Source organism: Marinomonas alcarazii (genome assembly GCF_003208215.1).
GTDB classification, from domain to species: Bacteria; Pseudomonadota; Gammaproteobacteria; order Pseudomonadales; family Marinomonadaceae; genus Marinomonas; species Marinomonas alcarazii.
In genome coordinates this window covers 1-21,074 of record NZ_QKLW01000014.1, presented here as the reverse complement: position 1 = coordinate 21,074, position 21,074 = coordinate 1, and the positions used below count along the sequence as shown (strand labels likewise).

Genomic DNA, 21,074 nt, shown 5'->3' with positions numbered 1-21,074 from the left:
TAATCCTATTACTTTTATTGATCATATGGGGTGCGAAAAAAAGCGAATTTCTCGTATAATGTGTCTTCTTTATGTAAAGAGTCATGTTGGAGCAATGCTTGCTTCTGTCATTACCTTAAGATCTCGATCTTTGATAAGAGTCCTGAATGCCGCTAATTACTGTAGGTGTAAATCACAAAACAGCGCCAGTTTCGATACGTGAGCGCGTCGCCTTTGCGCCCGAGAAAATGATTGATGCTTTGTCTTCTCTTATCTCTGAAAGAAAAGCCAGTGAAGCCGTTATTGTCTCGACTTGTAATCGTACAGAACTATACTGTTCTGTTGAAGATTTCACCAAAGCAAGTGACGTTATTGCTTGGTTGGGGGAATACCACGGTATCGCCTTGTCTGATCTTCAGCAGTATTGTTATACGCACACAGATGACGATAGTGTTCGTCATGTGATGCGAGTTGCATCTGGCTTGGACTCTTTGATTCTTGGTGAACCTCAAATTTTAGGGCAAGTTAAGTCTGCTTACGCAGTGTCTCAGGAAGGTTCTTGTATTGGCCCAGAGTTAGAATCATTATTTCAGCGCACCTTTTCTGTAGCCAAACGTGTTCGAACCGATACGGCTATAGGTGAAAACCCAGTTTCGATTGCGTTTGCAGCAGTCAGTCTTGCGCAGCGAATTTTTGCCGATATTAGAAACAGCACAGCCTTGCTGATTGGTGCAGGCCAAACGATTGAGTTGGTTGCCAGACACCTCAAAGAAAATGGTATCAAGCGCATTATTGTTGCGAACCGAACATTAGCGAGAGCCGAGGCGTTAGCGACAGAGCTGAAGGCAGAGGCAATCATGTTGGGTGAGGTCGGTGACTATTTGTCTCAAGCTGATATTGTCATTTCTTCGACCGCGAGTCAGCTGCCTATTATCGGTAAAGGCATGGTTGAGCGTGCCACGGCAAAACGTCGTCATTCTCCGATGTTACTGATCGACATTGCGGTACCTCGTGATATTGAGCCTGAAGTCGACGAAGTGAGTGATGCTTACTTATATACTGTTGACGATCTTCATTCAGTGATTGAAGAAAATGTTAGAGCAAGGCAAGATGCGGCGAAAGCCGCTGAGCAAATGATTGAAGAAGGGGTAGACTCTTACCGACGAGTGATTGAGTCGAGAAAAGTCTCAGACCTGATAGTCGCCTTTAGGCAGTCTGCCGAGGCGATAAAAAATACCGAATTGGAAAAAGCGCTTAAAGGCCTAGAGATGGGACAGTCTCCAGAGCAAGTGGTTAATAAACTTGCTCATAGTCTAATGAATAAGCTAATTCACTCGCCAACGCGTTACTTACGCGATGCCGGAGCTGACGCTGACCAACATGCATTAACCATTGCCTCAAATGTATTGGGCATCTACGAAGAAAAAGATAATTAAAAAATGAAAGAATCGATAAAGTTAAAATTAGAAAGCTTATCTGATCGTTATGATGAATTGGCGGCGCTACTCGGTGTTGCTGAAGTCATCATGGATCAAGAATTGTTTCGTGCTTATTCGAAAGAGTATGCTGAGCTTGAGCCTGTTGTTAAATGTTTTAATGAGTTTCAGCAAATAGATGAAAATATCGCTGAGGCTGAATTGATGATGACAGATGCCGACCCTGATATTAAAGAAATGGGGGTTGAGGAATACAAAGCAGGTCAAGCGCAAAAAGAAGAGCTTCAGTTGGTATTGCAGAAATTGTTACTACCAAAAGATCCGAATGATTCCCGCAACGTGTTTTTGGAAGTGCGTGCCGGAACTGGTGGCGATGAAGCGTCTATTTTCTCCGGCGATTTATTCCGTATGTACTCTCGTTATGCCGAGGCGCAACGTTGGAAAGTAGAAATTGTCAGCGCGAGTGAAGGCGAGCATGGTGGTTATAAAGAAGTCATAGCGCGAATCGTCGGTGACGGAGCGTATTCAAAGTTGAAGTTTGAATCTGGTGCGCACCGAGTTCAGCGAGTACCTGCGACAGAATCTCAAGGCCGTATTCATACCTCAGCTTGTACTGTGGCTGTCATGCCTGAAATGGATGAAATTGATGACATCATCATCAATAAAGCTGATCTGCGTATTGATACGTTCCGCGCGTCTGGTGCGGGTGGTCAGCACGTTAACAAAACAGACTCCGCTATCCGTCTTACTCACATTCCAACGGGTGTCGTTGTAGAATGTCAGGAAGAGCGATCTCAACATAAGAACCGTGCTAAAGCCATGTCATTACTGGCGTCTCGTTTGCAAGCTGCAGAGCAAGAGAAAGCAGCCAGCGAACAATCAGAAACGCGTAAGTCTTTGGTTGGTAGTGGTGATCGATCAGAGCGTATCCGAACATATAATTACCCGCAAGGGCGTGTTACAGATCATCGTATTAACCTGACTTTGTATAAGTTAGATGAAATCGTAACCGGTGATTTGGATGTCTTGATTAATCCGTTGGTGAATGAGTTCCAAGCTGAGCAATTGGCAGCACTGAGTGGCGACAACTAATTATTAAAGGTAATCATCGCACATGCGAATTGATGAACTATTAAAAGGCGCCTCTGAGCGCCTTTCTTCTGTTTCAGAGACGGCCTTATTGGACGCACAGCTGTTGCTTGCTCATGTCTTGGCTGTGTCGACTTCTTATTTTTATACTTGGCCTGAAAAAGAGGTCAGTGTGAGAGATAGTGAAAGGTTTAATGTCCTGTTGTCTCGTCGAGAGTTAGGGGAGCCAGTTGCTTATTTGTTGGGAGAGCAGTCATTTTGGAGCTTGGATCTGGAAGTGGCGCCCTGCACATTAATTCCTCGAGCCGATACTGAGCGGCTGGTGGAAGTGGCTTTGTCTGTGCTGGATATAAGCAAAGTGAATCGCATTCTAGATCTTGGTACTGGAACAGGCGCAATAGCCTTGTCGCTGGCTTCAGAGCATCCTAGATCGATTATCGTTGGTGTCGATTTGGTTGAAGAGGCAGTCGCTCTTGCTAAGAGAAATGCTGTGCGTAATCAATTGAGTAATGCAACGTTTATGCAAAGCAGTTGGTTTGAATCATTAGAAGGTGGTGAGTTGTTTGACCTTATAGTATCTAACCCACCTTACATTGATCCAGAGGACGCGCACTTGTCTCAGGGGGATGTGCGTTTCGAGCCTAAAAGCGCTTTAGTTGCTGAAAATCATGGCATGGCAGATATTGAGCATATTATTCAAGTTGCTCCTCGTTTTATGAAGCAAGGTGCCTATTTGATGTTTGAGCATGGCTATGACCAAGCTATCGCTGTGCAAAAATGTTTTGTAGAAGCGGGTTTTATTGCGGTCGAGAGCTTTCAAGATTTAGGTGGCAATGATCGAGTGACGATTGGCCAGTATGTTTAGGAGTTAGAAGCAAGCGCCATCGTTAGCGCTTACTTCCATAGGCCCTTCTATTTTTTCGGTTGAGCACTTTCTGGACGGATGAATACGGGGTTGTCCTTGGTAGATTGCTGGGCATCGTATCGATATCCTGCAAGATCAAACGCCTTGAGTTCATCCAGTGTTTCGCAGCGATTTTCTATCAGATAGCGCGCCATTAAGCCGCGAGCTTTTTTTGCGTAAAAACTGATGACTTTAAACTTACCATTTTTTTCATCTAGAAAGTTGGGTGTAATCAACGGTGAAGTAATTTTTTTCTTATTCACGGCTTTAAAGTATTCATTTGACGCTAGGTTGACCAATAATTCACCTTCCTCAAGCGTGTCGTTAATCTTGTTTACTATGATGTCTCCCCAGAATTGATAAAGGTTAGTGCCTCTGTCGTTTTTAAGGCTAGTACCCATTTCTAGCCGATAAGCCTGCATTAGATCTAATGGCTTTAGTAACCCGTAGAGTCCGCTTAAAATGCGCAGAGATGTTTGGGCGTATTTCATATCGCTTTCATTTAATGTGTAAGCATCTAACCCAGTGTAAACATCGCCCATAAAGGTATAAATGGCTGGGCGGCTGTTGCTGACTGTGTGTTCTTTTTGCCATTCTTGATAACGTGACACATTGAGCGTGGCGAGTTTGTCACTCAGCTTCATGAGAGACGCTATTTCTGCGGGAGAGTATGGTTTGATCGTATTGATGAGTTGTTGAGACTCATCCAACAGTTCTGGTTCACTAACGATATCAATACTAGGAGTGGAGGTTAGGTCCAGTGTTTTTGCTGGTGATATTAAAAACTTCATAAGGGTTCCATCTGCTTCATCATTGCGTTTGCTAAAGATTATCCATAGAGTGCCGATAGATATCCAGACAATGCTTTAATAGAGATAGTTTATGAAGAATAATCTGATACAATTTCCTAAGGCTCGTCAAGCTGCCTTTAAAAAGGAGGGCGCACTTGTTACGAGTGATGAGCTCAATGCTCTTCGGGCTGCATTTGATCAAGCACGTGCTGGATGGGTCGTGGAACTTGCAGAATTACCTGAAAATAATAAAATTTGTTGTGGTTCTAAAAAATAATTAGATAACTTCTGATATTTATAATGGACTATTTTATCTAAGGTTATCGCTCTATGTTGCTGTTCCTCGTTCGAAATTCTCTTCCTTTCATGTTTGTGTTTGCCGTGCTCGGCTTTTTATTACCTTCTATTTCACTCGCTTTTTTCCCTTTTTTGCCTATTGTTTTGTTTACCCTAATGTCGCTGACGTTGCTGGGAATGAAACAGAATGAATTAATTAAACGAATAAGCAGTAAAGAAATCTGGTTTTATGCGGTTTTGCATTCGGCTGTATTTATGGTTGTGGTCAGTCTTATTGGCTGGTGGCTATCATTTGATTCTGATCTTTTGCTTGCGGTTGTTGCTGTGGCTGCAACGGGCTCTTTGTTTGCTACTCCTGCCATTGTACGTGCGTTAGGTTTTGATAGCTTGCAAGCTATGGCGATGACGATAGCCACTACATTGATTTTGCCAGTCTCTATTTTCATCACTCTAATCATTTTTCAAACAGAACATGTTGAGCTTGATTGGTCTGGCTATTTTGTTCGGTTAATGGTGTTTATTTTTGGACCAATGTTGTTTTCATTTTTGGTTCACCGCTTGTTTCCTGGAGAGGCACTAAGCCGATTTTTGATGAAAATATCGCCTTACACTATTTTATTGGTGTTTGCTTTTCCGTTTGGGTTGGTCGGTAGCTTTCGACTCTTGTTTGATCAGGACCCGCTGATTGCGTTGAATTACTTTCTAATTGCCACGGGGTTGTGTTGCCTGTTTTTTGCATTGTCATACCTTTTTTATCGTAAGCAAGGTAAGGCGATCGCCCTTACTGCTGCCATTACTTCCGGTAATCGAAATGTCTTATTAACATACAGTATTGCCGGAGTCTTATTAGGACCCGCGTTTTTACCTCTCGCTGGTGCTTTACAAATACCTACATATTTATTGCCCGTTTTTACTCGCTGGTTAAATAAAGTCTTACTAAAGTAATAAATGAGAATTCGGGTGAGTTTACTATAAGCTTATTTTATGATGCTCAACTGAAGGTTAGTTAATGCCCCCCATGTAAAGTTTTAAGGATAGCTTTCTATGCGTCAAAATTTGCCTGTTACGAAGCAAGAGAAAACGTTTTCTCAGAATGAAAAATTGATCACAACGACAGACTTAAAAGGTCAAATAATCCACTGCAATGATGCTTTTGTAAAAATTAGCGGCTTTGATAAAAGTGAGTTAATTGGTAGTCATCATAATATTGTACGTCATCCAGATATGCCGAAAGAGGCGTTCCAAATAATGTGGGAAACCCTTAAGCAAGGGAAGGCCTGGATGGGGTTGGTAAAAAACCGCTGCAAGAACGGTGATTATTATTGGGTAGATGCTTATGTGACGCCTGTCACTGATTCAGGAAAAGTCATTGGGTATGAGTCTGTTAGAACGGTGCCCAAACGAGAAGATGTAGTACGAGCTGAAAAGGTGTATCAGTGCATTGTTAGCGGTAAAAATGTGTTGCCGCGTCCCTTTATGTCATGGAAAGTATTGCTGCCTATTGGTGGTCTTATTTTGGCTGCGGCGGCAGGAAGCGTCAATATTCTTTATGGCTTGGGGGTTCTAGCTGGAACAAGTTTGTTGGCAAATGGCTTGTTTGTACTGAATAGTGTTCAATTGCAGTCGACATTAAGGAAGCGCTTATCTACGTCCTTCCTTCATCCATTGGCTGGTATTACCTACTCTGATCGAAGCTTAGAGGTTGCTACGCTAGATGTTGGTATAAAGAGCTTGATATCAAGGATGGATGCGGTATTAACGCGTTTTGAAGATGAATCTTTAAAGGTTTCCGAGCAGTCTAAAATAGGGCTGGCATTGACTCTTGAAACGACGAAAGGCATGGCTAGCCAGCAACATGAAACTCAAGATGTTGCTGCCGCAATGCAACAAATGACAACAACGATTAATGATGTTGCCGAGCATGTTCAAATGACGGCGGATAGCGCTAAGTCTTCATCTAAATCTGCAGAAAGTGGGCAGAAGATCGTTGAAGAGACTCGACACTCCATACGTAAGTTGAGTGACACGGTTGATGATATCGGGGCTACGGTACAAGAATTGGCCGACCGTTCTGAGCAAATTGCACAAGTTGCGCAGATGATTGATCAGATTGCAGAACAAACCAATCTTTTGGCTTTGAATGCGGCTATTGAAGCTGCCCGAGCGGGTGAGCATGGTCGAGGTTTTGCGGTGGTTGCAGACGAAGTTCGACAACTGGCGCAAAGAACACAGGGGTCAACCAAAGACATTCATCATATTATAGAGACCCTTCGAAGTGGCGCAAAAAGCTCAGTATCTATTGCTAACCAAGGCAAACAAGATGCAGCGCAAGGTTTGGAAAAAATCATCGAGATGGAAAACTCGTTTGCAAACATTGTAAGCGCTGTTTCAAATATCTCAGAGATGGCGATGCAAATGTCGGCTGCAGTCGAAGAGCAAGCTCATGTGTCAGAAGATATTAACAGGCAGGTTGTACGTATTTCTGATTTGTCCGTGGCAAGCTCTGAAAAATCGAACCAATCGAGTGATAGTATTCGTTCGTTGCAGAGTGTTGCAGATAACATGCATGAGTTGGTAGTTCGGTTCAAATAACCTGATGTGGTAATAAAAAAGCGCCGTTGTACACAACGGCGCTTTTTTTATGCCTTATTTCTAAGGTAGGGGCAGTGGTTTTAAGTTATGGCTAGCCTGATTTAAATTAATCATCATCAGTTCTTGGCTTGCTTTGGTGTCACCCATGGCGTTAAGGAGACGGCTAAGTTCCGCAAGCGCTTCATTTTGGCTATCCAGTGAAAGAGCCTGTTCGTAGTAATCTCGCGCTTTGCCCCATAGCATCATAGCTTGGCTTAAACGACCGCAAGCCAGGTAAAGGTTGGCGCTTGCAGGCTCTTTTTTTAGCCAGTTTTCGCAGTGGTTTAATAACTTCTTAGGGTTATCCTGTTTTATATTGCTGTATTCATAGATAAGCTCCTCAGACCAGCTTTCATTTAAACTTGATCTAATAAAGCTTTCTGCTTTGTCATCATCACCAAAATGGATAAGTGTTTGTGCGTAAAGCTGTCTCATTCTATCGTCTTGAGACAGTGTATCTAGCTTGTTCCATAGGCTTTCCACTTCAGACACGAGCTCTTTTTTATTCTGGCCAAGCTTATTCCGAAATTTAATTTTATCCAGCATGGCTAAAAAAGCATTTTTTTCTAGCTCGAGCATATTGTCGCCATCAAAAATGCCTTCTTTTTTGAGTGTTGGGGTTAGAGCTAATAAAGCATCCCAATCTTTCAGGCGAGTGTAGACACTGACCAGCATTTTTAAGGTTTGTCTGTGTTTAGGTTTTAGTTTTTGCAAACGTAATAATGAGGCTAGGGCGCCTTCGTAGTGTTCTTGCTTAATTTGTATCTGGCTCTGAGCAAAGCCAATAGCGAACTCTGCTTCCGGTGTGGATTTATGGGCTAAACGAAGTAGGGCTTTTGAGCGTTCATGTTCATCTTGCTCACTGGCTGCGTATGCCGCACCAATGTAGTTTATTAATGGATAAGGAACTTTCTCAGCGCTATTGGTAAGCAGTTTCTCTGCTTTGTTCCAGTTGCCACCAACAAGCTCCAGCATACCGCGGATGGTGTTCCGAGAGGCTCTTTTTTGTGCGAGATTCCCTGTTACTTTTGCTAGAGAGTTGCTTGGTCTTAGTGTGATGAATAGTATGCGCTTTACCCAGCTAAGCACATACAGGGCAATAATCATGACAACGATCAGTACCCATAAACTGGTTTCAATAGTGACGCCATTGTAGGCGACCAAAACGTAGCCACTGTCTTGGCGCATAAGCAAGCCCAAGACACCACCGACAGCCATCATAATGACAAGTAAGAAGAGGAGCTTTCTCATGCATTATCTCCTTCGTCGGTCTGAGGTGTCGCCATATCTAAACTTTTAACTTTGTTTTCGCTTTCTGTTTGAGATTGTTCCGTATTATTAGACGAATCTGCTTTATTGAAGCCACGATTATTCCATTCTTTCATTAATGATTTCATCGACATTAATGATTCTCTAGGGAGTGGTAATTCTGGTGATGGATTCAACTGTTGTAAGGCCGTGAGGCTGGCTAAGAATGTTGTAACCGTATTTGACTGAGTTTCAAAGTGCTCTGTTGTCGCTTTGGCGACGCGAGATAACGCTTGTTGATAAATGGCTGGCTCACCTTTTATTAACGCGACTTGGGCCACTTCTAGCTGTAATTGTAGACCTGTAATGAGTTGTTGGTACTCCGCTGGTGGCAGCAAGGCTTTGATGGGTTTGTGATTGTAATTAATGACGACCAACGAACGTATTGATGCCCAAAAACTGTCGAGTGCTGATTTAACGCTGCTAACAGATGCGCTTTCACTGTCTGTGTTTTCAGGTAATGTTTCTGATGTATTGGTCTGCCACTCTTTCGATGGCTCTCGCTGAGGTAGAGAGGCGACACTGTCATAAAGAGCATTCAGTTGCAGGTATGCGCCTTCTAAATCAAATTGATTAATCGACTTTAGGGCTTGGATGTCCTTGGCGAGCGCTTTTCGTGTTGCAAATACAATAGGGTCTTCTAATTCGTTTAGAATATCGTCTGCATTTGACAACAGAGTGGCGGCTCCACTGCTATCGGCTTCTAGTAATAGTCGCTGATTTGCAAGGCGAATTAAATATTCTGCTTCCGCTAATTTCCAATCTTCTTTGGTGGTATTGCTTAGGCGATTAAGTTTGGCTTGAAGTGATTGCAGCTTTTCATTTTGCAGAGTTTGTTGGGCAACTAACTGCTCTTTTTGCGACTGAATCATTTGTTCGGATAAGCTTACTTTTTTGGTGAGCTCGGTTAGCTGAGATTGATTCAGTGTATTACTCGAAAGTTTACTGCTTAGCGTATTTTGCTGCGCAATCAGTTGTTGGACGTCTTGTGGAAGAGTGGTCTGAGTGCTTTGGAAATAAAGCCAGCCGCTGGTCGCTACGGCAATAGTTGATAGACCTAATGCAAGAGAGCCTAATAGATTGCTTGTTGACGTCGGTTCGTTTTTTGATTTTGGAGAACTTGACTGATCGGCGTTATCTTTTTTTGCCGTGACAGGAGTGGCTTCAATCGCATCTTTTGGGTGTTTCTCTTGCTGGTTGCTCTCAGTCATTCTGTTGTCCTGTATGAAGTTCCGTCGCTTTGATTAAGCTGTTATCGTCTGCACCATTTGCGCATGTGGCGTTTACCCAACCCATATCTATTGCTTGTTGGTTCACTCTGCTACTCGGCGTGAGTATGGGGAGTGACTTCCAGTGTGGCATATGGCGTGTTACGTATTCTGAAAGATTGGCTAAGCTTTCACCACTGGTAACCCATATTAAATTAATATCGGGTAACATGACGAAAGTTTGAGCAGAATAACGTGGTTTTTTTCTATCGTATAGTGAAAGATAGCTGACTTTTGCGCCTCGTTCTTCTAATTTATTGCCAAGCTCTGGTCGTCCGCCTTCCCCTCGAATGATCAGAATTTTCTGGTCTTTCATTCTGGCAGGTTTTAACCATTCAAGTAAGGCTTCTGTGGTGTGTCCTGGATTAGACAAAGCGGGGACGCCTTCATCTATCAATGTTTGAGTGGTGCCTTGTCCAATTCCGATCCAATGAACATTGGCTGGCAACATTGGCCAACAGTCATCCAGCCAGTCACAAGCGATTCGAGCCGCATTTTTGCTAACAAATATGACGTAGTCGAATGTGTCGATATCAAATATTTTAGCTCGAATAGCCGCTTTTCTGTCGTTCTCTTCGATTGGCGCTATCTCAAGCATGGGGAGGGGGATCGCAGACCAACCATGATGGCGAACACGTTCGCAGCTAAGCGTGTTTTCAGGCTCTGGTCGAGTAATAAGAATATGACAGTCTTGCACCAATGTTTCGCCTATTTTATTTGTACAAAGCATCGAGGATGACGTCAGCACCACGAGCAAGTAAATCATCGGCTAATTGCACACCGAGTGCTTTCGCATCGTCTTTATGGCCTCGGATTTCTCCTTCAATCATGGTTTTACCGTCTGGGCTGCCAACCAATCCTCTTAGCCAAATCGTGTCGTCATTTAGTGTTGCAAAGCAAGCGATAGGAGCCTGACAACCACCATTAAGACGCTCATTGACTGCTCGTTCAGCGATCACGCGAATAGCGGTTTCTTCATGTTGTAATGGGGCTAGTAGTTGAATGGTTTGCACATCATCAGAGCGACATTCTATTCCCATCGCGCCTTGTCCTCCTGCGGGTAAACTGGTTTCGGCAGGAATTCTCTGGCGGATACGGTCAAACATTTCTAAACGCACTAATCCTGCTGTTGCCAAAATAATTGCGTCGTATTCACCATCGTCCATTTTTCTTAAGCGTGTATTCACATTGCCGCGTAGGTCTTTGATGATCAAGTCAGGGCGATTCATTTTTAGTTGGCAGGAGCGTCGTAAGCTGGAGGTTCCCACGACAGAGCCACTGGGTAATTGATCTAGAGAGTCTACTTTGTTGGAAACAAAAGCATCGCTGGGGTCTTCTCGTTCACAAATCACGGCAAGACCTAGCCCTTCAGGGAAGGCCATTGGCACATCTTTCATGGAGTGAACAGCAATGTCTGCTCGACCATCCATAAGCGCACTTTCTAATTCTTTAACAAAAAGACCTTTTCCACCGATTTTAGAAAGGGGTGAATCTAAAATTTGATCGCCTTTTGTTGTCATGCCCAGCAACTCTACTGTCATGTCTGGGTAGAGGCTTTCTAGTTGCGCTTTGACATTGTTGGCTTGCCAAAGGGCTAACTGACTTTCTCTGGTTGCGATCACAATTTTATCTTTCACTTCATCTCCTAATAGCTTGTAGATGGATAAATGCCTTCCAATTTTCTGACTCAATGATACTCGCTAAGAAGGACTCCGTCATCTTTCAATGCTTTATAAGTCGAGGCGCTTAATGTACTCTTGGCAGCTGTTTGAATTTGTGTGGGAACCAACCGAATGACTGATACTAATAAAACCACGAACCAGCAATGGGGTGGTCGTTTTTCTGAGCCTGTCGATGCGTTTGTTGCGCGTTTTACCGCGTCTGTTGAGTTTGATCAACGTATGGCAAAACAGGATATTCAAGGATCAATTGCGCATGGCAAAATGCTTGCTAGCGTTGGTGTTTTGACGGCAGAAGAACGAGATCAGATTATTCAGGGTCTGACTGAAATAGAGGGTGAAATTGAGCGCGGTGAGTTTGAGTGGTCTGTTGAATTAGAAGATGTTCACATGAACATCGAGGCTCGCTTGACGCAGAAGATCGGCATTACTGGCAAAAAACTGCACACTGGCCGCTCTCGTAATGACCAAGTAGCGACGGATATACGTCTTTATATGCGTGACGAAGTGGACTTTTTAATGGAAGAAGTGACTCGTCTACAACAAGGTATTTTGAGTTTAGCGGAAAAAGAAGCCGATACTATTATGCCTGGCTTTACGCATTTACAAACGGCTCAGCCTGTCACTTTTGGCCACCATTTAATGGCTTGGTACGAAATGATGCAGCGTGATTACGAGCGCTTAGCTGATTGTCGTAAACGCATTAATATTCTGCCGCTTGGTGCTGCGGCACTTGCTGGCACAACGTATCCGATTGATCGTCACATGACGGCAGAGTTGCTAGGGTTTGAACGTCCGACTTATAACTCTTTGGATTCTGTGAGTGATCGCGATTTTGCCATCGAATTTACAGCAACCGCTTCTATCATCATGATGCACATGTCTCGTTGGGCGGAAGAGATGGTGATGTGGGTGTCTGCTCAGTTTAACTTTATTTATCTGCCTGACCGTTTCTGCACTGGCTCATCTATTATGCCGCAGAAGAAAAACCCTGATGTACCAGAATTGGTACGTGGTAAAACGGGTCGCGTCTATGGTCATTTGATGGGCTTGTTAACTTTGATGAAGTCGCAATGTTTGGCGTATAACAAAGATAACCAAGAAGACAAAGAGCCATTGTTTGATACCGTGGATACGTTGAAAGGTTCATTGCGTGCCTTCGCAGATATGATTCCTGCGATCGAGTCTCGTAAAGAGCATATGTATGAAGCGGCTCGTCGCGGCTTCTCTACGGCGACGGATTTGGCCGATTACTTAGTTCGCCACGGTGTGGCTTTTCGTGACGCTCATGAAATTGTGGGTAAAGCTGTAGGTTACGGAGTTAAGGAAGGTAAAGATTTATCTGAAATGACATTGGAAGAGCTCCAATCTTTTGGCGACATGATCGAAGCGGATGTTTTTGATGTCTTGACGCTTGAAGGTTCGGTTGCAGCGCGTAATCACATTGGTGGAACCGCTCCAGCTCAAGTGTTAGAAGCCGTTGAGCGTGCTAAAGCGGATCTTGCAAAACGGTAAACTGTGTAATATCGTGAAATGAAATGATTAAAAACGGCTGCCTTCTGGGAGCCGTTTTTTTTGAGAGTAAATAGTTCAGACCAATTACTGAACTGGCTGGTTAAGATTGAATGGTGAGTCTGGTCCTAACAGCTCATTGGTAAAGACGCTTGGTGAAATATTTAACTCAAAGTGAAAAAGCTTAGATTTAACTCCGCAACCGTCAAACACAATTGCCCAGCTTTCATTACTGCCTTCTTTAGGCAGCCGCCAGCATACGCCTTTTATATTAACGTAGCGTGTGCCATCGGCATCTTTGGTAACGGGGTAGTCCGTTTCTTTTGTTAAACCTTTTAAATACTCTTTCTGTGCTTTTTTAGATTCTTCAATTTTCTCTCGTAGTTCTGCGGAGAAAACACCGCTTAACGATTCATTGCTTGCTTCTGGTGATAAAGATACTTTTGATAAATCAAGAAGGTCTGGTTTATCTAAGTTCAGCTGTTGCTGGGCGAAAATGGAGTCCTGTTCAGTGCTCTGTAATCCGTCTTCCTGTAATTCGCCACTTAAATCTTCAGGCGGATTATCCATGTTGCTAATGATCTCTTCAGGATCAAATGCTGTTGTTCTTTCACTGAGTTCTTTGCCTGTTGGAGCTCCAGAATTATCGATTGATGCAGGTTCAACCTGTTCCGCGTTTGCGGGTTGGGGCTCTTCTGGCATATCAGGCAATGCCATTTCTTGATCTTGTGCAAACGTATCGCTTTCTTCGGGTTGATCGTTTTCGTTGTTTTGTGCCGGTAAGAGCAATAATTGAAAGTTTGAGGGTTGTGTGTCGATATCAAACCAATGTTGGTTTTCTGATATTTCGAGTATGAGTATGTGTATTGCGATGGCACAGACAAGTGCAGCCATCCATGGGGCAATCTTGTTTCTCATAGCGCTTCTTGCTGTTGGCGTTTTATTGATGTTGGGAATATTTGAGTCCAAGTTAATCCAGTACCTTTTATAGCTTGAGGTTAATATACCAAATTCAAGCTCGCGCGCATGTTAAATCCGATGAAAGAGTGCTTTGAAAAGATTATCACGGTAATTAACTCGCTGGGGTTGGGAAACGAACTGGCTGCAAGGTATACTGTCTTAATCAAAAATAGAAGAGATAAGATGATGTCTAAGTGGGCTTTAGTATGTGTTTTGGCTGTTGTTTTGGCCTCTTGTGGAAATAAAGGTGCTCTTTATTTGCCAAATGATGCTGCTGTGTCGCAACAAGAATCGTCTTTATAGCTGAGGATTCCCCTTTGGATTTTTTTAATTATACAAATCAAACTCTGCATGCAGAGGATGTTGCTTTATCAGAGATCGCTAATCAGTACGGTACGCCTTGTTATGTCTATTCTCGTGCTACGTTAGAACGACATTACAAAGCCTATGCAGATGCGTTTGCATCGCACCCAACGTTAATTTGTTATGCCGTAAAAGCCTGCTCTAATATTGCGATATTGAATGTATTGGCTCGACTTGGATCAGGTTTTGACATCGTTTCTGTTGGTGAGTTGGAGCGTGTTTTAAAAGCTGGTGGTGATCCATCAAAAGTGATGTTTTCAGGTTTAGGTAAGCAAGCCGTTGAAATGCGTCGAGCGCTTGAAGTCGGTATTCATTGCTTCAATGTTGAATCTGAAGCGGAATTGTATCGGCTGGATCAGGTTGCGGGTGAAATGGGCAAAATAGCCCCCGTTTCTTTGCGCGTTAATCCAGATGTGGATGCTAAAACGCACCCTTATATTTCTACTGGATTAAAAGAAAATAAATTTGGTATTGATATCCAAGACGCAGTACGTATTTATAAAATTGCGCATGAATTACCTAACCTAAATGTTATGGGGGTCGATTGTCACATTGGTTCTCAGTTAACAGAGCTTAAGCCTTTTTTGGATACCTTTGATCGTTTAATCGGTCTGGTGGATGAGCTTTCTGCCGAAGGGATTAAGATCAAGCATCTTGATCTTGGTGGTGGTCTAGGTGTTCGTTACCGTGATGAAGTGCCACCAGAACCTGCAGAATACGCCAAACTTTTATTAGATAAAGTAAAAGGCATGGATTTCCAATTGGCCTTCGAGCCGGGTCGCTCTATCGCTGCAAATGCGGGTGTTTTATTAACACAAGTTGAGTTTTTAAAATGCACGCCGCATAAAAACTTTGCCATTATTGATGGCGCAATGAACGACCTTATTCGCCCTTCTTTATATGGCGCATGGATGAATATTGTTCCAGTGTCTTTGCTACCGACTCCTGAAGGTAAACGCAGTTATGATCTTGTTGGTCCTATTTGTGAAACAGGGGACTTTTTAGGTAAAGACCGTGAATTAGATATTCAGGCCGGTGATCTTTTGGTTGTCCGCTCTGCTGGGGCGTACGGATTTACTATGGCGTCAAACTACAACAGCCGTAATCGCGCAGCAGAGGTGATGGTTGATGGTGACACAACGCATTTAATTCGTGCTCGTGAAACGATTGAGCATCAGATAGCTGGTGAGCAAGTTTTGCCAGACTGAGGAGTGCGTCGTGTTATTGAAATTTACCAAAATGCATGGTCTAGGTAATGACTTTGTTGTTGTTGATGCTGTGTCTCGTAAAGTGTTTTTTAATAAACAACAAATCGAAAGATTGAGTGATCGTAATTGGGGGATCGGTTTTGACCAGCTTCTAGTTGTCGAGCCTCCGATGAATCCAGATATGGATTTTCGTTACCGCATTTATAACTCTGATGGCAGTGAAGTGGAGCATTGTGGAAACGGTGCTCGTTGCTTTGCTAAGTTTGTTTTAGATCGTGAATTAACCAATAAACGTATCATTAACGTCGAGACAAAGCGTGGCGCTATTCAGTTACGTGTGCTGGATGGTGGTCTTGTTACGGTAGATATGGGCGAGCCAAGCTTTGCGCCAGAAGATTTGCCATTTACTGCGGAGCCTTGTGATGGGCTTTATAGTGTCATGGCTGGTGATACGGAATATTTCATTACACCTGTCTCTGTTGGTAATCCTCATGCTGTGATTAAGGTGGATCAGCTCATTGACAGTGAAGTCGCCAATATTGGTGCCTTAATAGAGTGTCATGAACGTTTTCCTCGTAAAGTGAATGTAGGTTTTATGCAGGTTGTTAGCCCTGATGAAATCAATTTACGTGTATTTGAACGTGGCGTGGGTGAAACTCAAGCCTGCGGCACTGGTGCTTGTGCTGCTGTAGTTGCTGGAATTAAGCAAGGTTGGTTGTCACCTAAAGTTACTGCACACCTACGTGGTGGTGATTTGCATATTGAATGGCAGGGTGAGGGATTGCCTATTCTGATGACAGGCCCTGCAGAGAAAGTATTCGAAGGTCAAATTTACCTATAGAGGAATTATGAGCGAAGACGATGTTGTTCAATATTTGTCACAAAAACCGGACTTTTTTAGCCGGCATACTGATTTGTTGGAGAGCCTGACGCTTCCTCATCCAGTTAATGGAAAAGTGATTTCGTTGCTTGAGTATCAAGTGAATTTATTGCGAAAGACGACTGCGGATTACCGCAGTCAGTTTGAGCGTTTAGTTGAAGTTGCTCGCGATAATGAAGCGACTATGCAAAAGAGTCGTCGCCTCGTTTTAGCAGGTCTTAATTGCAGCTCTTTAGACGATCTTGCTGTTGTTATTGATGACATGGTGCGCGATGATTTTGAAGTGTCTCACCATGCGCTTATCTTGTATGGTGAGTTTCCTGATAGTGCTATTAGGACTCATCAGCTAGTGGAAGATGATGCATTTTTGTCTCATACCGCAGGTTTCTCTGATTGTTTTTGTGGCGTACTGCCAGCTAATGAAATGAACTACCTTTTTGCTGATGATGCCTCTTCGATCAAGTCTGTTGCTGTTTTGCCATTACTGTCTAGAGCGGGTGGTGAAATCAAAAGGTGTGGTGTTCTTGTGTTGGGGGCGGAAAGTAAATCTGCTTTTGATAAAGAGAAGGGGGCTTTGTTTCTTCAATACGTTGCTGATTTGTTAAGTGCAATTTTATTGAGGCTACTGCCATGAGTGTGTTGATTACCTTCGATTTAGATAACACTTTGTGGGATGTTTCTCCTGTTATTACCCGTGCTGAATATGCAATGGAGTCTTGGTTTGAAACTCGCTTCCCTGGTTTCTCCCGTCAGTTCCCTTTTTCTGTTCGAGAAGAGCTGAAAGGCCAAGTTATACTGTCAAATCCTGAGATTGCACCGAATTTAACGGCAATACGTTTGGCTATTTATAAACTTGCTTTAAAACAATTCGGCTTGCCATCAGAGGAAGCGGATTCTGTAGCAAGTGCTGCCTTGGCGCACTTTTGTGAATGGCGGCAGAAAGTGGATCTTTATCCACATGCTGTTGATGTTTTGGAAGCCTTGAGCCAAGAATACTCAATGGCTGTTATTACGAATGGCAATGCCGATGTGTTTCATCCTTATGTTGGTCTAGGGCAATATTTTGATTTTGCTGTTCGTGCCGATCAACTAGGTGTTGCTAAACCTTCTGTAGATGTCTTTTCTATGGCAGCGAAACAGGCGGGTGTTGACCTGACGGATATCATCCATATCGGTGATCACCCAGTTGATGATGTGTTTGGAGCATCAAATGCTGGAGCGAGAAGTGTTTGGTTTAATCGTCATGGTGCTCAACGCTGGGAGGATGAATGGGGGGCTCGCTCGCATGCGGAAGTCCATTCACTGTTGGAGTTACCAACGGCTATTCGTTCTTTGTTATTATAGTTTTTTTCTATTATTTTAATTTGTTTGAACACATTTTTACCCTCATGATTTAGTGGTACACTAGCCCCATTCATTAGGTAAAGAGATTTTTTAAGGAACTTATATATGAGTGAAAATACAGTTCAGATTACTGACGCGCAATTTGCAGAAGAGGTTTTGAATTCAGATATCCCAGTTCTTGTGGATTTTTGGGCTCCTTGGTGTGGACCTTGCAAAATGATCGCACCTGTTCTAGAAGACGTAGCGGCTGAATACGCGGGCAAAATTAAAGTGGTTAAGCTGAATGTTGATGAAAACCAAGAGACAGCGCCAAAATACAATGTTCGTGGTATTCCTACTTTGCTGATTGTTAAAGGCGGTGAAGTGGCTGCAACTAAAGTTGGTGCGGTTTCTAAATCTCAGTTGATCGAGTTTGTTAACAGCGCAATTTAATCTTGTTGTGACATGTAAAAAGCAGCCATATGGCTGCTTTTTTTATGCCTGCGTTAATCTTTTAATGAAGCTAGCTTTTGTGCAAAGGTAGGGGAGTGCGAGTTCGCTAGCGTCGCAACGACTTGCTTTGCATAAGGAAGATACTTTTGTAAGTCCTTCTTAGGCATAGGATCATCGTTAGGTAGTTTAACGGTGACAGGATTTTTGTGAGTGCCGTTGATCCTAAATTCATAATGTAGATGAGGCCCTGTTGCCCAACCGGTTTGTCCTACATAGGCAATAAATTGTCCTTGTTTTACTCTTGCACCACGTTTAGTGCCTCTGGCGAATCCTTTTAGGTGTGCATAAAGTGTCTGGTACCCTTTGCCATGATCGATGATGACGACATTTCCATAGCCATTTTGTTTGCCTGCAAATGACACTTTACCATCGCCAGCAGCTTTAACCGGTGTTCCGCTTGCGGCGGCGTAGTCAACACCTCTGTGTGGTCGACTTGTCTTGAAAATTGGGTGTAAACGATTTGGGTTGAATTTTGATGAAATCCTAGTGAAGTCAACAGGCGTTCTTATGAACGCTTTTCTCATCGCTAAACCATCTGGAGTATAGTAGCTGGCTCCTTTCTCGGTTTGGAATCTAATTGCCTGATAGGTTCGGCCATTGTTGATAAATTGGGCTGCGATAATGTTGCCATTTCCAATTTTTTCACCATCAAGAAACTTCTCTTCATAGAGCACGCTTAGGCTATCTCCTTTGCGAATATCTAACGCAAAGTCGATATCCCAGCCGAAGATATTGGCTAGTTCAATTAAAAGAGGCTGGTCTATGCCTGCTTTTAAACCATCTACAAATAAAGAGCTATTGATTTCCGCTTCTTTATACGTCTGGTTAACCTCTGGTGTTCTTGATGCTTCAGATCTAGAAAATTTGTCATCATTCCTTTCAAAGGTAACGCTATCTAACCTATTTAGAACGAGAGTTAAGTGAGTAAGCTCGCCAGAAACTTCGTTGGTTGTAAAGTTGATCTCTTGGCCGGGTCTCATTTGAAGGAGTGTTTTTTGTTTTTTATCTGCTTGAGAGACTTTGTATATATCCTGTGCAGATATACCGGCCTTAGATAGAATTTTTGATAAAGAGTCGCCCGATTTGACTTCAACCGCTTGTGTTTTAAACGTTGGTGGACTGACTTTTTTTACTAGGGCCTGTGGTGCAGGGATTTCGTAGTTTGTATCGCTAAGCTGTTGTTCTGAGTTGTTAGAAAACGGAATATTGTTTTTAGGTGTGAGCTTCTGCAAGTCATGAAGCATGAGCTGAGACTGGTCGATTACTTCGAAGTTGGCTTCAAATGATATTTGACCGCTGTCGTTCGTTTCCTCCTCCGGAAGCACTATGAGTACTAGGGCGAGGAGTGCACTTATTGCTGCGATGAGCAGTAAATGCTTTGTTGGTAATAACTTTATCAAAATGTATACCCGAAAAATCTTTATAAAAGCCTTATAATCCTACCAACATTACTTTTATAATTGAATGCTTAAGTACGATAAACTAATCAGGATATGGATCAAAAAATGACTGTAAGCAGTAAAGACCTATTAAATGACTTGCAAGCTCGTGGACTTGTCGCTCAAATGACAGCGGAAGAGGAGCTGAAAAAACACCTAGATGCTGGAAGTCGTACTCTTTATTGTGGTTTTGATCCTACAGCGGACAGTTTGCATCTGGGGCACCTTGTGCCGCTCCTTGTCTTGAAGCGTTTCCAAGATGCGGGACACAACCCAATTGCATTGGTGGGTGGTGCGACAGGTCTTATCGGTGATCCAAGCTTTAAAGCAGCGGAACGTCAGTTGAATACTTCTGATATTGTTGCAGGATGGGCCGAGAAGATTCGTGGGCAAGTTAGCCAATTTGTGAAGTTTGATGATGTACCTAACCCTGCTCGAGTGGTAAATAACCTCGATTGGGCTGGCGAAATGAATGTGTTGGATTTTTTGCGTGATATCGGCAAGCATTTCTCTGTTAACTCAATGATCAATAAAGAGTCCGTTCAGCAGCGACTAAATAGAGAAGGCGCTGGGATATCTTTTACCGAGTTTTCTTATGCGTTACTGCAGGGTATGGATTTTGCTGAGCTTAATCGTAAATATGATTGTACTCTTCAGATTGGTGGCAGCGACCAATGGGGAAATATCGTTGGTGGTATAGATCTTTCTCGTCGTCAAAATCAAGCTCAAACTTTTGGAATGACAGTGCCGCTTGTAACTAAAGCAGACGGAACTAAATTTGGCAAAACAGAATCTGGTGCAGTTTGGCTGGATTCAGCGAAAACAAGTCAGTATGCCTTTTACCAATTCTGGATGAATACAGCTGACGCAGATGTATACAAATTTTTGAAATTCTTCACCTTCCTTAGCCTTGAAGAAATTGATGCGATTGAAAAAGCAGACCAAGAAAGCACTGGTAAGCCTCAGGCTCAGTCTATTTTAGCTCGTGAAGCAACACGTTTGGTTCACGGAGATGAAGGACTTCAAGCCGCGGAGCGTATTACCCAAGCTTTGTTTAGTGGTGAGGCAGATCAACTTAGTGAGCAAGATCTTGAGCAAATTCAATTGGACGGTCTTCCAAGTAGTTCTTTACGTGAAGTAGATTTAGCGCAAACGCCATTAACTAGTTTAATGGCTGACGCAGGTCTGGCAGCAAGTGGTAAGCAAGTAAAAGATGCACTTCAGCGAGAATCAGTGTTCGTAAATGGTGTTGCTAAAGGTTTAAATGACAATATGGCAGCTGCTGAAATATTTACTGCACAGAATGGTTACTTTGGTAAGTACTTCTTAGTAAAACTAGGCAAGAAGAAGCATCATTTATTCGTCTTGTAGACTAGGTTATGAACTGCTTAATGCATCCGTTCCAACAAAAAGACACCTAGGTGTCTTTTTGTTTATGTGGGGCTTAGAGAAGAAAAATAAAAACTTTTCATAAAAAGTGAAAAAAGAGCTTGC

21 protein-coding genes are annotated in these 21,074 nt (G+C 43.0%); 14 read left to right on the top strand and 7 right to left on the bottom strand.

Annotated elements, in window-relative coordinates; translation table 11 throughout:
- Window positions 1-146 precede the first annotated feature (146 nt).
- From hemA to prmC, 3 genes are read left to right on the top strand one after another with little or no spacing between them, the layout of a single operon-like run.
- Complete coding sequence (gene hemA, locus DFP75_RS17970) at window positions 147-1,415, top strand: glutamyl-tRNA reductase (protein WP_110577426.1); 1,269 nt, start codon at window positions 147-149, stop codon at window positions 1,413-1,415.
- 3 nt (window positions 1,416-1,418) lie between these two features.
- A complete protein-coding gene (gene prfA, locus DFP75_RS17965; RefSeq protein WP_110577425.1) occupies window positions 1,419-2,507 on the top strand; it encodes a peptide chain release factor 1 in 1,089 nt (362 codons plus the stop codon).
- 22 nt (window positions 2,508-2,529) lie between these two features.
- Entirely contained in the window at window positions 2,530-3,369 is an 840-nt protein-coding gene (gene prmC, locus DFP75_RS17960; protein ID WP_110577424.1) for a peptide chain release factor N(5)-glutamine methyltransferase, read from the top strand.
- 47 nt (window positions 3,370-3,416) lie between these two features.
- Here the strand turns inward: prmC and yaaA are convergent, their stop codons facing one another.
- Window positions 3,417-4,199: a peroxide stress protein YaaA gene (gene yaaA / locus DFP75_RS17955; protein WP_110577423.1), complete on the bottom strand. Its 783-nt coding sequence runs from the start codon at window positions 4,197-4,199 to the stop codon at window positions 3,417-3,419.
- A gap of 91 nt (window positions 4,200-4,290) precedes the next feature.
- On the opposite strand from yaaA, the gene DFP75_RS17950 reads away from it, so the two are divergent.
- From DFP75_RS17950 to DFP75_RS17940, 3 genes are all read left to right on the top strand, one after another.
- A complete protein-coding gene (locus tag DFP75_RS17950) occupies window positions 4,291-4,476 on the top strand; it encodes a hypothetical protein (RefSeq protein WP_110577422.1) in 186 nt (61 codons plus the stop codon).
- A 53-nt stretch (window positions 4,477-4,529) separates the two neighbouring features.
- Window positions 4,530-5,441 (top strand): hypothetical protein, encoded by a 912-nt coding sequence (locus tag DFP75_RS17945; RefSeq protein ID WP_110577421.1) that lies wholly within the window; start codon window positions 4,530-4,532, stop codon window positions 5,439-5,441.
- A 99-nt stretch (window positions 5,442-5,540) separates the two neighbouring features.
- Window positions 5,541-7,088 (top strand): methyl-accepting chemotaxis protein, encoded by a 1,548-nt coding sequence (locus tag DFP75_RS17940; RefSeq protein ID WP_110577420.1) that lies wholly within the window; start codon window positions 5,541-5,543, stop codon window positions 7,086-7,088.
- 60 nt (window positions 7,089-7,148) lie between these two features.
- Here DFP75_RS17940 and DFP75_RS17935 read toward each other — a convergent pair whose 3' ends face one another.
- Genes DFP75_RS17935 through hemC form a run of 4 tightly spaced genes read right to left on the bottom strand, consistent with a single transcriptional unit; the run spans window position 7,149 to window position 11,340 of the window.
- Window positions 7,149-8,378, bottom strand: a complete 1,230-nt coding sequence (locus DFP75_RS17935; RefSeq protein ID WP_110577419.1) for a heme biosynthesis HemY N-terminal domain-containing protein — start codon at window positions 8,376-8,378, stop codon at window positions 7,149-7,151.
- Complete coding sequence (locus tag DFP75_RS17930) at window positions 8,375-9,646, bottom strand: uroporphyrinogen-III C-methyltransferase (protein WP_110577418.1); 1,272 nt, start codon at window positions 9,644-9,646, stop codon at window positions 8,375-8,377. Before DFP75_RS17930 ends, DFP75_RS17935 begins: the two co-directional genes overlap by 4 nt.
- Entirely contained in the window at window positions 9,639-10,400 is a 762-nt protein-coding gene (locus tag DFP75_RS17925; protein WP_110577436.1) for a uroporphyrinogen-III synthase, read from the bottom strand. The genes DFP75_RS17930 and DFP75_RS17925 overlap by 8 nt, the downstream gene beginning before the upstream one ends.
- Before the next feature lie 16 nt (window positions 10,401-10,416).
- Window positions 10,417-11,340 (bottom strand): hydroxymethylbilane synthase, encoded by a 924-nt coding sequence (gene hemC / locus DFP75_RS17920; RefSeq protein ID WP_110577417.1) that lies wholly within the window; start codon window positions 11,338-11,340, stop codon window positions 10,417-10,419.
- Window positions 11,341-11,496: 156 nt separating this feature from the next.
- Here hemC and argH point away from each other — a divergent pair, with 156 nt between their 5' ends.
- The gene (argH, locus tag DFP75_RS17915) at window positions 11,497-12,897 is read left to right on the top strand and encodes an argininosuccinate lyase (protein WP_110577416.1); all 1,401 of its coding nucleotides are present in this window, start codon (window positions 11,497-11,499) and stop codon (window positions 12,895-12,897) included.
- Between the two features lie 84 nt (window positions 12,898-12,981).
- Here the strand turns inward: argH and DFP75_RS17910 are convergent, their stop codons facing one another.
- Window positions 12,982-13,863, bottom strand: coding sequence for a hypothetical protein (locus DFP75_RS17910; RefSeq protein ID WP_146219967.1), 882 nt, complete (start codon window positions 13,861-13,863; stop codon window positions 12,982-12,984).
- Window positions 13,864-13,920: 57 nt separating this feature from the next.
- Between DFP75_RS17910 and lptM the strand changes: the two genes are divergently transcribed.
- The 6 genes from lptM (at window position 13,921) to trxA (ending at window position 18,081) form a co-directional block, all read left to right on the top strand.
- A complete protein-coding gene (lptM, locus tag DFP75_RS18540) occupies window positions 13,921-14,157 on the top strand; it encodes an LPS translocon maturation chaperone LptM (RefSeq protein ID WP_217494972.1) in 237 nt (78 codons plus the stop codon).
- Window positions 14,158-14,171: 14 nt separating this feature from the next.
- Window positions 14,172-15,425, top strand: a complete 1,254-nt coding sequence (lysA, locus tag DFP75_RS17900) for a diaminopimelate decarboxylase (RefSeq protein ID WP_110577414.1) — start codon at window positions 14,172-14,174, stop codon at window positions 15,423-15,425.
- A gap of 10 nt (window positions 15,426-15,435) precedes the next feature.
- Window positions 15,436-16,266, top strand: coding sequence for a diaminopimelate epimerase (gene dapF / locus DFP75_RS17895; protein WP_110577413.1), 831 nt, complete (start codon window positions 15,436-15,438; stop codon window positions 16,264-16,266).
- A 7-nt stretch (window positions 16,267-16,273) separates the two neighbouring features.
- Complete coding sequence (locus DFP75_RS17890; RefSeq protein WP_110577412.1) at window positions 16,274-16,939, top strand: DUF484 family protein; 666 nt, start codon at window positions 16,274-16,276, stop codon at window positions 16,937-16,939.
- Window positions 16,936-17,649 carry an HAD family hydrolase gene (locus DFP75_RS17885; RefSeq protein ID WP_110577411.1) on the top strand — a complete coding sequence of 238 codons (714 nt, stop codon included), beginning with the start codon at window positions 16,936-16,938 and terminating at the stop codon, window positions 17,647-17,649. Before DFP75_RS17890 ends, DFP75_RS17885 begins: the two co-directional genes overlap by 4 nt.
- Before the next feature lie 105 nt (window positions 17,650-17,754).
- Window positions 17,755-18,081 carry a thioredoxin TrxA gene (gene trxA / locus DFP75_RS17880; protein ID WP_110577410.1) on the top strand — a complete coding sequence of 109 codons (327 nt, stop codon included), beginning with the start codon at window positions 17,755-17,757 and terminating at the stop codon, window positions 18,079-18,081.
- Window positions 18,082-18,134: 53 nt separating this feature from the next.
- Here the strand turns inward: trxA and DFP75_RS17875 are convergent, their stop codons facing one another.
- Entirely contained in the window at window positions 18,135-19,541 is a 1,407-nt protein-coding gene (locus tag DFP75_RS17875; RefSeq protein ID WP_110577409.1) for a peptidoglycan DD-metalloendopeptidase family protein, read from the bottom strand.
- Between the two features lie 105 nt (window positions 19,542-19,646).
- Here DFP75_RS17875 and tyrS point away from each other — a divergent pair, with 105 nt between their 5' ends.
- Window positions 19,647-20,951, top strand: coding sequence for a tyrosine--tRNA ligase (gene tyrS / locus DFP75_RS17870; protein WP_110577408.1), 1,305 nt, complete (start codon window positions 19,647-19,649; stop codon window positions 20,949-20,951).
- Window positions 20,952-21,074 lie beyond the last annotated feature (123 nt).